We start from the raw sequence: 11244 nt of genomic DNA on the forward strand, positions 1-11244 counted from the left end.
CTCGGGTGCGGTGGAGGGCGAGTGGACGCGCCGCCGAGCGACCCGCGATGAGCGGGGTGTCCGTCGCCGTCACGTCCCGGCCCGTTCCGACCCTTCTGACGCCCGGGACGGCAGCGCGTCGCGGTGGCAGGACCACCGGGCGGCCGTCCGCTGTACGGTGACCGCCTTGAGGCGCCGGGCCAGCCGGGTGAACAGCAGGTCGGCGAGGGCGTGACGAGGCGCGAGCAGGGTTGTGCTGTTCATCGCGACTCCAGGGCTGCGAGGTGGGCGAGCCAACCGCCGTGGACGGTGATATCGGGAGCGTCTTCGGTGGCGGTGGCCTCGCAGAGAAAGCCGGTGACGGAGGTACCGTCGGCGAGCCGTACCTTCCCGAGGACCATGGGTTCTGGCAGCGCGGCGAGGAACGGGCCGAGCGCGGCGGGAGGCAGTTCCCACACCTCACCCTCGATGCCCGCACCACCGGCGCTGACCCGGACGAGGCCGGGCTTCGGCGGCTCGGTCGGCAGGGCGTACAGGCGGTACTCCGGGGCGGTGCGGACCCGGCCGACGAACCGGCCGCCGACCGCGGTGAGCTGCCCGTTGAGCGGCTGGCCGGTCAGGTGAGCGCCGACGACGAGCAGTCGCAGCCCGGTGGCGGCCGCAGCCGGCGCGGGCTCCCCGGTCAGCAGCGCGGCCACGCCGGCGGCGACCGCGTCGGCGAAGCCCCGGGCGATCACCTGAACGCCGAAGGGTCCGTCGCCGGTCTCGGCGGCGGGGACGGCGACGGCGGCCAGGCCGAAGAGGTTGCAGAAGTTCGTGTACGTGCCGACAAGCGCGTTGACGCCCACCGGATCCGCGGCGACCTCCGCGATCGTGGGGTGGATCGGGGCGGTGGGCAGCAGCAGCGCGTCGGCATCACCCCACTCCCCCATCGCCTCGGCGCGCAGCCGTTCGAGTCGCTCGGTGTCGGCGACGAGCACATGCGCGGGGATGTCCCGGGCCGCGGAGATGATGGCCCCCACGGTCCGGTCGACGCCGTCGGGATGCTCGTCGATGAACGCGCCGACGGCGGCGTACCGTTCGGCGACGAAGCCGCCGTTGTAGAGCAGTTTCGCGGCGTCGAGGAACGGCGCGAGCCGGATCGGCCGCAACCGGGCACCGGCGGTCTCCAGAGCCTTGGCTGCCTGGTCGAAGGCGTCGAGCCACTCCTCGGACATGCCGACGAGCTCGTCGCGTTCCGGCACCGCGACCACGGGCCGCGGCGGCGCCGCGAGGGGGGCGTCCACCGGCCACACCGGGTCGCTCATGATCGAGATCGCCTGCTGTGCCGCGTCGAGCTCGCGGGCGAGGACGGTCACGCAGTCGAGGCTGCGGCACGCGGGCACGACCCCCTCGACGGGAACGAGGCCACGGGTCGGTTTGATCCCGACGATGCCCTGGAACGCGGCCGGCACGCGCCCCGATCCGGCCGTGTCGGTGCCTAGCGCGAGGTCGGCGATGCCCAGCGCCACAACCACGGCGGACCCGGAACTGGACCCACCGGAGACCCGCTGCGGGTCGCGGGCGTCGCGCACCGCGCCGTACGGGCTCCGCGTCCCCACCAGCCCGGTCGCGAACTGGTCCAGGTTGGTCTTGCCGAGCACGATCGCCCCGGCGTCGACGAGTCGCTGGACGGCCGGGGCGCTGCGGGCCGGCCGGTAGGCGTACCCCGGGCAACCCGCTGTTGTCGGAAGCCCCGCCACGTCGATGTTGTCCTTGACCGCCACCAGCGACCCGGCCAGCGGCAGTCGCTCGCCCGCCGCCAGGCGGGCCTCGATCGCCGCCGCCTCGGCCAGCACCTCTCCCTGCTCGCGCAGCGCGATCCACGCTTCGGGTCGCTCGCCGAGGGCGAGCCGGGCGTACGCGTCGCGGACACGGTTCTGTGGGGTCATGCGATGGTCCTTCCGGCGAGTACGAGCAGTGGGCTTCCCGGCGCGACCTGGCTGCCGGGGGTGACGAGGATGTCGGCGACCTCGCCGTCCCGGGGCGCGGTGATGACCGTCTCGAGCTTCATGGCCTCCAGCGCGAGCAGCGGCTGCCCCGCGACGACCCGGTCGCCGGGGCGCACGTCGACGCGCCACACGCTGGACACGAACGGCGCCTCGACCAGCGCGCCTCCCTCGGGGACGGTGACCTCGCCGGCGGGCGGTGGCGCCTCGGGCTCGGGCCGCGGGTCGAACTCGCCGGCCGCCGCCCACGCGTCGCGTTCCCGTCCGAAGGCGGCCGCCTGGCGCCGCCGGAAGTCCGCGATGGAGGCGGCGTTCTCGGCGAGGAAGTCCTCGTGGTCGGCGAGCCGGAAGGTGCCGTCCTCGATCCGCAGCCGGTGTCGTCCGGCGGCCACGTCGGCGCGCAGGTCGAGCAGTTCCTCTGCGCCGACCGGGTACCAGGAGATCCGGTCGAAGTGGCGCAGCAGCCACGGCGAACCGGGTTCGAAGCCCCCGGCCTGCCGCCAGCGCGACCACACCTGCACCGTGCGGCCGACGAACTGGTAGCCGCCGGGCCCCTCCATGCCGTAGACGCACAGGTACGCGCCACCGATGCCGACCGCGTTCTCCGGCGTCCAGGTACGGGCCGGGTTGTACTTCGTGGTCACCAGGCGATGCCGCGGGTCGAGTGGTGTCGCGACCGGCGCGCCGAGGTAGACGTCACCGAGCCCGAGCACCAGGTAGCTGGCGTCGTAGACGGTACGGTGGACGTCGTCGACGCTGTCGAGGCCGTTGACCCGGCGGATGAACTCGATGTTCCACGGGCACCAGGGCGCGTCGTCACGGACGCCGGCCATGTAGCGAGCGATCGCCTCCCGGGTGGCGGGATCGTCCCAGGACAGCGGCAGGTGCACCACCCGGCTCGACACCGCCAGGTCGCGGGTGGCGGGCAGGTCGTCCTCGACCTCGCGGACGACATCGAGCAGGCGGCGTACGGGCAGGCGGTCGGGATCGACGTGGATCTGCACCGACCGGATACCGGGGGTGAGGTCGACGACACCGGTCAGGCCCTCGGCGCGGAGCCGGTCCATCAGCGCGTGCCCGCGCATCCGCAGACCGAGGTCGAGGGTCATCGGCCCGTACTCGACGAGCAGGTTGTCGTCGCCGCAGCGGCGGTACGTGACGGCCGGGGCGGCGTCGGTCGCCTCGCGGCGGGCGAGGACGCCGTCGTCGCCGGTGACCAACGGCGTGACCGGGGTGAGTGATCGGGCCCGCAGGGCCGCCGCGGTGTCGTCGGAGACGGGCACGAACCGTACGGTGTCGCCGGGGCTGAGCTGGCCGAGTTTCCAGCGTTCGGCGGTGACGACGGTGGCCGGACAGACGAACCCGCCCAGGCTGGGCCCGTCGGGTCCGAGCAGGATCGGCACGTCGCCGGTGAAGTCGACGGCACCGACCGAGTACGGGGTGTCGTGGATGTTCGACGGGTGCAGTCCGGCCTCGCCGCCGTCGGTACGCGCCCAGCGGGGTTTGGGGCCGACCAGGCGGACGCCGGTGCGGGCGGAGTTGAAGTGCACCTGCCACTGCGCGGCGTAGAAGGCGTCGATGTCCTCGCGCAGGAAGAACTCGGGAGCGGCGTGCGGCCCCTCGGTGACGGCGATCTGCCAGTCCCGCCGGATCGCCGGCCGCTCGCCCAGCGGCACCGGACCGGCGACCGGCCCGGTGGGCGAGCCCGGCCGCAGGACGTCGCCGACGCGCAGCGCCCGTCCCCCGTGGCCGCCGAACTGGCCGAGGGTGAAGGTGGCCGCGCTGCCCAGGTAGCGGGGCACGTCGATGCCGCCGGACACCAGGACGTAGCTGCGCAGCCCGCCGTCGGTCGCCCGGCCGACGTCCAGCACACTGCCGGCCGGGACCTGGACCGGCTCCCAGCGCGGCACGGGTACGCCGTCGACGGTGACCGGCGCGGCCGCCCCGGTCACGCAGACCGTGGCCGGGGCGGTGAAGCGAAGGGCCGGGCCGTCGACGGTGCACTCCAGGCCCGGCGCGCCCTCGGGGTTGCCCAGCGCCCGGTTGCCGAGACGGAACGAGAGATCGTCCATCGGTCCGGACGGCGGGACGCCGACCTCCCAGAGACCGGTGCGGCCGGGCCAGTCCTGCACCGTGGTCAGCGTGCCGGGCCGTTCGACGACGATGCGCGGCTCGTCATCGCGTACCCCGGCGAGGGTTGCCGTGGAATGCCGCGCGGCCAGGACCGTCGGGTCGGCGGCGGCGGCGCGCAGCAGGCCGAGGTTGGTCTCGATGCCGTCGACGCGGGTGCCGGCCAGGGCGTCGCGCAGCTTCGCGTACGCCTCCTCGCGGGTCGCGGCGCTGACGACCACCTTGGCGAGCATCGGGTCGTAAGAGGTCGTCACCTCGGTGCCGGCCGCCACCCAGCCGTCGACGCGGACACCGGCCGGGAAGCTCACGTCGGTGACCAGGCCGGCGCTGGGCCGGTGTCCCTGGGTCGGGTCCTCGGCGTAGAGGCGGGCTTCGACGGCGGCGCCGCCCGCCCGGCGGGGGGTGTCGAGGACGGTGTCGTCGCCCTGGGCGAGGCGCAGCATCCACTCCACCAGGTCGATGCCGAGGGTTTCCTCGGTCACCGGGTGCTCGACCTGGAGACGGGCGTTGACCTCGAGGAACGACGCCTGTTCGCGTTCGGCGTCGTAGACGAACTCGACGGTGCCGGCCGATCGGTAGCGCACCGACGCGCACAGCGCCGCCGCCGAGCGGTGCAGCTGTTCGCGGACCGCGTCCGGCAGCCCCGGCGCGGGCGCTTCCTCGATCACTTTCTGGTTCCGGCGCTGGAGGCTGCAGTCGCGGTCACCGAGCGCCACCACCCGGCCCCTGCCGTCGCCGAAGACCTGCACCTCGACGTGCCGGGCCCGCTGCACGAACCGTTCCAGGAAGACACCACCGCTGCCGAAGTTGGCCACGGCGAGGCGCTCGACCCGGTCGTACGCGGCGGTCAGCTCTTCCGGCGTGTGGCAGGCCTGCATGCCGATGCCGCCGCCCCCGCCGGTGGCCTTCACCATGACGGGGTAGCCGATGCGTTCGGCGGCGTCGAGGGCCTCGTCGAGGCCGGACAGCAGGCCGGTTCCCTCGATCATCGGCACTCCGGCGGCGCGGGCGAGGTCCCGGGCGGTGTGCTTGGCGCCGAAGGCGGTCAGTTGTGCGGGTGTCGGCCCGACGAAGGCGAGTCCGGCCTGTTCGACGGCGGTGGCGAATCCGGCGTCCTCGGAGAGGAATCCGTAGCCGGGGTGCACGGCGCCGGCGCCGGTGGACCGCGCCGCGTCGAGAACGCGGTCGATGCGCAGGTAGCTGTCGCGGGCGGGGGCCGGGCCGAGCCGTACGGCCAGGTCGGCCGCCCGCACGTGCGGGGCGGCCCGGTCGGGGTCGGAGAAGACGGCGACGGTCTTCAGGCCCATCCGGGCGGCGGTGCGGATGATCCGGCTGGCGATCTCGCCGCGGTTGGCCACGAGCAGGGTGTCGAACATGGGAATCGTCCTTCGCGTCAGGGGGCGGTGACGACCATGCGCACCGGCGTCGGGTCGAAGCCGTTGCACGGGTTGTTGATCTGGGGGCAGTTCGACACCAGGACCAGGACGTCCATCTCGGCGCGCAGGGCGACGCGCAGGCCGGGCGCGGAGATGCCGTCGACGATGCCGAGGCTGCCGTCCGGGTCGACGGGGACGTTCATGTACCAGTTGATGTTGCTGACCAGGTCCCGTTTGCCGAGTCCCCAGCGGGCCCCCTCGATCAGGAAGTTCTCGACGCAGGCGTGCTGGTGCTTGGTGTGGTGGCCGTACCGCAGGGTGTTGGACTCGCGGCTGCAGGCGCCGCCGACGGTGTCGTGCCGGCCCACCTCGTCGGCCACGACGGTCATCAGCGGCCGGCCCTCGCAGGAGCGCAGCACGCTGCCGGTGGTGAGGAAGATGCCGCCCTGCGCGGCGAGGGTGTCCGGTGCCGAGTACCGCTCGGCGGTGTCGTCGGCGTTGTAGAGCAGGCAGTCGACGGCCTGGTTGCCGTGCAGGTCGACGATGGTCAGCACCTGTCCGCGACGCACGATCGCCGACCAGGGCGCGCGGGCGGCGACGATCTCGTCGAGAACGGTCGTCCCCGGAACCAGAGCGGTCATGCGATCCCCCGGGCGGTGAGGTAGTCGGCGGTGTTGAGGAAGGCGCGCTCGCCCTCCGGCGAGCGGGACCAGAGTTGGTCGGTGGGCAGGGTGGGCGGTCCGCTCCAGGCCCTGATCTCGGCCGATGAGCAGGTGTACGCCTCGCGCGGGTCGAGTGGGTGCGGAACGTTGACGAGCAGCACCGTGACCGGCATCTCGGCGCGCAGTTCGACGCTGGCTCCGGGGCCGGCCGAACCGAGCCAGGTGAACGTGCCGTCGTCGCCGACCCGTACCCCCTTGAAGAAGGAGATGGTCGGTGGCAGGTCCCGGCGGGTCAGGCCGTGTTTCGCGGCGGCCAGGGTGAGCAGTTCCCGGCCGGCGGGCGACGGGCCGTGCGGGCTGCCGTCGCCGTACCGTTCGGTGTTGCCGAGCAGGGTGGAGGTGCCGCAGAAGGTGTCGGAGCGGTCCCGCGCCCCCGAGGTGACCGAGGCGAGCACCCGCCCCTGGTCGGAGAGGAGCAGGTGGCCCTCGCCGACGTACGCCTGCCAGAGCACCTTGACGGTGTCGGCGACGTTGAGCCGCTCCCACGGCTCGTCGGCGTTGAACAGCAGCACCGAGACGCAGGCGTCGCCGTGTGGGTCGGTCAGCCGCAGCGTGGTCCCGCGGGCGAGTCGCTTGCTCGCGTATCCGCCACCGGGGATCGTCTCGGCCCAGGTGAGGTTCTCGCCGAGCCGGGTGGCCGGCACGATCGGCATGCACTCGACGACGGTTCCGCCCTGGGCGCGGGCGTGCTCGCGCGCGCCGGCGGTGGTTGCGGTGGAGCCGGTCACGCGGTCTCTCCTTCCGCGACGGCGGTCGCGAACGGCAGCCGGGGCGGGTGCAGGGACAGGGCACGGGTGCGGTAGCGCAGGTAGGCCAGCCCACCCAGGAGCAGGGCGCCGCCGACGAACAACAGCGGGAAGTAGTGCAGGTACCAGTGGGTTCCCGCGGGGTCGTAGACCTCCTGCCGGGGCCAGCCGAGGTTGAGGATCATGCCGATGCCGTAGAGCACCGCCAGGACGTTGACGACGATCCCGAACCGGCCGAGGGCGAACAGACCGCCGCCGCGCTCGGTGCTCGCCGACTGCTCGCCGTTCGGCCAGCCCTTCAGCCGGCGTACCAGCAGCGGGATCGTGACCAGGGCGTAGGCGATGTAGAGCATGACGATGCAGACGCTGGTGATGGCGGTGAACAGGGCGGCCTGACCGATGTTGACCAGCAGCACCCCGATCGCGCCGGCACCGACGACGATGGCGGGCAACGCCGGGGTGCCGGTGCGGGGCGACACCTTGCTCAGCGCGGCGGAGAACGGCAGCACGCCGTCGCGGGCCATCGAGAAGACCATCCGGCTGCCGGCGGTCTGGATGGCCAGGGTGCAGACCGCGATGGCGATCGCCACGTCGATCAGCAGGATCCGGCCGCCGGTCTCGCCGAGCCGGCTGGTCAGCACGTACGGCAGACCCTCGGTGGCGAGCCGACCGTCGGTGAGGCTCGGCGCCGCCATCAGCGCGACCAGCAGCATCAGCCCGCCGCCGATGCCGGAGGCGGCGAGCGCACGCAGGATCGTCCGGGGCGCGGTGTGGCGCGGGTCGCGCGTCTCCTCGCTCAGCTCACCGGCGCTGTCGAAGCCCACCACCACGTACGCCGCCATCAGCGCCGAGACCAGGAACGGCCCGACGTACGCCAACCCCGTGCCGGTGCCGCCGGTGTCGAAGACGACGCCCGGGCCGCGTTCGACGTTGAACAGCAGGAGCACCACCACCGCGGCCACCCCGATGATCTCGAGCGTCACCCCGGTGCTGTTGACGATCGCCATCAGCCGTACGCCGATGACGTTCACCAGCGTGGTCAGCGCGATCAGGATCGAGCCGAGGACGACGGCGTTGGTGGCCCCACTCGTCGAGGTCAGCGACGGATCGCCGCCGACGAGCTGGAACCCGGACCAGATGGACGGGAGCACCACCTGAAGGGCGATCGCGGCAGCCGCGACGGTGGCGATCTGGGCGATGATCATGACCCAGCCCGCGAACCAGCCGACCGCGGCGTTGGAGAGCCGTCGCGACCACTGGTAGATGCAGCCGGAGAGCGGGTAGCGGGCCGCGAGTTCGGCGAAGTTGAGCGCCACCATGAACTGGCCGGCGAAGACCAGCGGCCAGGTCCAGAAGAAGGCCGGACCGCCGAACGAGAAGCCGAAGGCGAACAGCTGGAAGACCGTGGTGAGGATCGAGACGAACGAGAACCCGGCGGCGAACGACGCGTAGCTGCCGATGCTGCGGCGCAGTTCCGGCTCGTACCCGAAGCCGCGAAGGTCCGCCGCGTCGATGGTGGGGCCCGTCGAGCCGGACGGGGGCGGCGCCGGCGGAGCTGGGGTAAGGGACATGACCGCCTCCTCGGACCGGGCGGCGGTCAGCGCGCCGCCACTAATTCCTGTCGGTTGACAGATTCCGGGAGTGATCGCTGGCGGCGGTTTCTCGTTGGTAAAACCTGGGTTGCCGGATCCTGCGGTTCTGTTACCGGCAGAGGACGACGGGGCGACAAGCGGCCGGCGTGCGACGATTCGTACGTGACGTCGTCAACCTCCGCTCCCGTCGGACGCCCCCGCTCCGGCGCACGACGCCTCCCCACCGCCACCGCCCGCGAGGAGATCCTCGACGCCGCCGCCGAACTCTTCGCCCAGCGCGGCTACGCCGCCACCTCCACCCGGTTGATCGCCGAAACCGTCGGCATCCGCCAGGCGTCGCTCTACTACCACTTCGCCAACAAGGAACAGATCCTCGCCGAACTGCTCGAAGCCACCGTCCGCCCGTCGCTCGCCTACGCCGGGGAACTCGCCGTCAAGGAGCTGGAGCCCGTCGCCGCCCTGCACGACCTGGTGAAGTACGACGTCGGGGTCCTGCTCGGCGCGCGCTGGAACATCGGCATCCTCTACGCCCTGCCGGAGGTCGCCTCGGAGCCCTTCGCCCGCTTCCGCCGCGAACGCGAGCAGCTGCGCCTGGCCTACCGCAGGCTCGCGGCCGCGGCGACCGCCGATACGGTCGAAGACCCCGACACCACGGGCGACCTGGTCTTCGGCCTGGTGGAGAGCGTCATCGGAATGCGCCGCGACCTGCCCGTCCTCTCATCGCCCGCGAAGCTGCAACGCTCGGTCGCGGCCGCAGCGCTGCGCCTCGTCGGGGCCGGGAAACAGCCCGAGCTTCTCGGGTAGCTCACCAGACCGGCAGCGGTGCGGCGTCACCGGTCTTCGAGAAGGTCCCGCAGGGTCGACCGGTAGTACGCCAGCAAGGACGGCGAACCGCTCCAGGCCGGCTTGCGCGCCCCGTACGCCCGCTCGAGCGCCAGGAGGCCGTGGCAGGTCGCCCACACCCGGTGGGCCCGCTCCGCGCCGATCTGTTCCGCCGGCACCGCGACGACCCGGTCGATCGCCGCGATCCGGACGTCGTCGGAGACCTCGAACTGACCGAGTGGATAGTCGAATACGAGCCGGTACGGCTCGGGGTAGCGCATCGACCAGTCGCGCAGCGCCAGTGCCCAACCCTCAACGAGGGCGTCGGGCCGACTCCCGGCCGGAGGGGTGATCTCGGCGACGAGATCGTCGAGAACGGACTCGTACACGGCCTCGACCATGCCGCGCCGGTTTCCGAACTTGGTGTAGACGCACATCGTCGAACGGCCCGCTGCGGTCGCGACCTTGCGCACGGTCAGGTCGGCGATGCCCGCGCCCTGCAGGACGTCACGCGCCCCGGCGATCAGCCGGTCGCGCACGGTCGGCTCGTCCCGTGGGTCATCGACCTGCTGCCTGGCCATCCCGCGCTCCACCCCCGAGTTCCGTTGCCGATTCGTGTCTTGCGCTTCCCACCCGCCCGAGGCCAGCATAACAGCCGTTATAATAACACTCGTTATGGAGGAGATCCATGCTCACCGCACGGCTCTACCGGCTCACCGCCGTCGCCGGCCTGGCCAGCGCCGCGGTCCTGCTCGTCAACACCGCCAAGCGCGCCGAAGTCATCCCCACCACGGACGCCACCCAACTGATCGCCCCGCTCGCCCAGGTCTTCGCGCTGGCGCTGGTGACCGCGCTCTTCGTCGCGTACGGGCGGTCGAGCGGCCTGCTCAGCACGATCGGCTTCGCGCTGAACTTCGTCGCTCTCGCAGCCCTGGTCGGCGTCGAGTTCGTCATCAACCTGGTCTTCGCCCACCTGCCCAACCCGACCATCGCCGAGCTGCGCACCGGCCCTCTCGGCATCGCCCTGACCGTCGCCTCCGTGCTCTTCCTCGTCGGCACGTGGACATTCGTCGCAGCACTGTGGCGCGTCCCCGGCCCGCCCCGGCCCGCCCTGGCGCTGTACGCGGTCGGCTCCGTCCCGGTGGCACTGCGCGCCGCCGTACCCGAGGCCGCACTCCAGGTCGGACTGCTGCTCCTCACGATCTCGGTCACCTGGCTCGCGATCCATCTCTGGCGCAACGCCGATCGCGTGTCCAGCGCGCCGGCATGACCCAACCTGTTCCGCCGCCCCGACCCACACCGGCCGGGGCGGCGGGACAGCGCCGAGTCGAACGCCAGGAAGCGCGGGGTGAGAGCGACAGGTCATCGGATCCTCGTGGCGCGGCCCCGCACACAGAGGTGTGCCGGGCCGCGCGGCGGGCGTCACCTCAGGTAGCTGACCAGCGAGAGGTTACGTTCGCGGACGCCCTGCACCACCAGGTCGGCCATCCGCCCCGCGCCGTACTCGGAGAAGTGGGTGTTGTCGGTGACCCCGTCCGGCGACTGGCGCAGGAAGAGCTGGGCGGAGTTGGTCGGCCCCATCGACTCGACCAACGCCTCGCTCTTGGCGGTCAGGTCGATCACCGGCACGTTCAGCGAGGAGCCGAGGCGGCGCATCTCGGCCGGCAGGTTGACCCCGACGCCGTTGACGTGCAGCGCGGTGTCGGTGAGCTGGCTGCCGTTGAACAGTCGCCGCACCGGCGGGGTGACCAGAACCGGCACGCCCGTTACCTTTTTGATCGTCCCCAGCCGGGGACTGCTCGGTCGCCTGGCCCGGTATGACTTACTGCCCCTGTCGTGTGGATGATCCGGGGGGTGTTGTCGCCGGGTCGGGTGGCGTCGGCGGACCG

At 72.4% G+C, this 11244-nt stretch carries 10 protein-coding genes; 2 read left to right on the forward strand and 8 right to left on the reverse strand.

The window, feature by feature from the left end; translation table 11 throughout:
- Nucleotides 1-69: 69 nt before the first annotated feature.
- Genes E1165_RS28800 through E1165_RS03620 form a run of 6 tightly spaced genes read right to left on the reverse strand, consistent with a single transcriptional unit; the run spans nt 70 to nt 8512 of the window.
- Nucleotides 70-243, reverse strand: coding sequence for a hypothetical protein (locus E1165_RS28800; protein WP_165945129.1), 174 nt, complete (start codon nt 241-243; stop codon nt 70-72).
- Nucleotides 240-1910 carry an allophanate hydrolase gene (gene atzF, locus E1165_RS03600; RefSeq protein WP_132387641.1) on the reverse strand — a complete coding sequence of 557 codons (1671 nt, stop codon included), beginning with the start codon at nt 1908-1910 and terminating at the stop codon, nt 240-242. Before atzF ends, E1165_RS28800 begins: the two co-directional genes overlap by 4 nt.
- Entirely contained in the window at nt 1907-5473 is a 3567-nt protein-coding gene (gene uca / locus E1165_RS03605; protein ID WP_132387643.1) for an urea carboxylase, read from the reverse strand. Before uca ends, atzF begins: the two co-directional genes overlap by 4 nt.
- 17 nt (nt 5474-5490) lie before the next feature.
- The gene (locus E1165_RS03610; protein WP_132387645.1) at nt 5491-6114 is read right to left on the reverse strand and encodes an urea amidolyase associated protein UAAP2; all 624 of its coding nucleotides are present in this window, start codon (nt 6112-6114) and stop codon (nt 5491-5493) included.
- Nucleotides 6111-6923, reverse strand: coding sequence for an urea amidolyase associated protein UAAP1 (locus tag E1165_RS03615; RefSeq protein ID WP_132387647.1), 813 nt, complete (start codon nt 6921-6923; stop codon nt 6111-6113). Before E1165_RS03615 ends, E1165_RS03610 begins: the two co-directional genes overlap by 4 nt.
- The gene (locus E1165_RS03620) at nt 6920-8512 is read right to left on the reverse strand and encodes an amino acid permease (RefSeq protein WP_132387650.1); all 1593 of its coding nucleotides are present in this window, start codon (nt 8510-8512) and stop codon (nt 6920-6922) included. Before E1165_RS03620 ends, E1165_RS03615 begins: the two co-directional genes overlap by 4 nt.
- A gap of 183 nt (nt 8513-8695) precedes the next feature.
- Here E1165_RS03620 and E1165_RS03625 point away from each other — a divergent pair, with 183 nt between their 5' ends.
- Nucleotides 8696-9337, forward strand: a complete 642-nt coding sequence (locus E1165_RS03625; protein ID WP_132387652.1) for a TetR/AcrR family transcriptional regulator — start codon at nt 8696-8698, stop codon at nt 9335-9337.
- Nucleotides 9338-9363: 26 nt separating this feature from the next.
- On the opposite strand, the gene E1165_RS03630 is transcribed toward E1165_RS03625, so the two are convergent.
- A complete protein-coding gene (locus E1165_RS03630; RefSeq protein ID WP_165945130.1) occupies nt 9364-9936 on the reverse strand; it encodes a TetR/AcrR family transcriptional regulator in 573 nt (190 codons plus the stop codon).
- Nucleotides 9937-10043: 107 nt separating this feature from the next.
- On the opposite strand from E1165_RS03630, the gene E1165_RS03635 reads away from it, so the two are divergent.
- Complete coding sequence (locus tag E1165_RS03635) at nt 10044-10625, forward strand: hypothetical protein (RefSeq protein ID WP_132387656.1); 582 nt, start codon at nt 10044-10046, stop codon at nt 10623-10625.
- A gap of 152 nt (nt 10626-10777) precedes the next feature.
- On the opposite strand, the gene E1165_RS03640 is transcribed toward E1165_RS03635, so the two are convergent.
- Complete coding sequence (locus tag E1165_RS03640; RefSeq protein WP_165945131.1) at nt 10778-11116, reverse strand: hypothetical protein; 339 nt, start codon at nt 11114-11116, stop codon at nt 10778-10780.
- Nucleotides 11117-11244: the final 128 nt, after the last annotated feature.

This window comes from Micromonospora sp. KC723, from assembly GCF_004348595.1.
Classification (GTDB): domain Bacteria; phylum Actinomycetota; class Actinomycetes; order Mycobacteriales; family Micromonosporaceae; genus Micromonospora.

Bases quoted from the DNA above. Each gene is read 5' to 3' on its own strand.
- E1165_RS28800 (WP_165945129.1), bottom strand. From the start codon at position 243: ATGAACAGCACAACCCTGCTCGCGCCTCGTCACGCCCTCGCCGACCTG.
- atzF (WP_132387641.1), bottom strand. From the start codon at position 1,910: ATGACCCCACAGAACCGTGTCCGCGACGCGTACGCCCGGCTCGCCCTC.
- uca (WP_132387643.1), bottom strand. From the start codon at position 5,473: ATGTTCGACACCCTGCTCGTGGCCAACCGCGGCGAGATCGCCAGCCGG.
- E1165_RS03610 (WP_132387645.1), bottom strand. From the start codon at position 6,114: ATGACCGCTCTGGTTCCGGGGACGACCGTTCTCGACGAGATCGTCGCC.
- E1165_RS03620 (WP_132387650.1), bottom strand. From the start codon at position 8,512: ATGTCCCTTACCCCAGCTCCGCCGGCGCCGCCCCCGTCCGGCTCGACG.
- E1165_RS03630 (WP_165945130.1), bottom strand. From the start codon at position 9,936: ATGGCCAGGCAGCAGGTCGATGACCCACGGGACGAGCCGACCGTGCGC.
- E1165_RS03635 (WP_132387656.1), top strand. From the start codon at position 10,044: ATGCTCACCGCACGGCTCTACCGGCTCACCGCCGTCGCCGGCCTGGCC.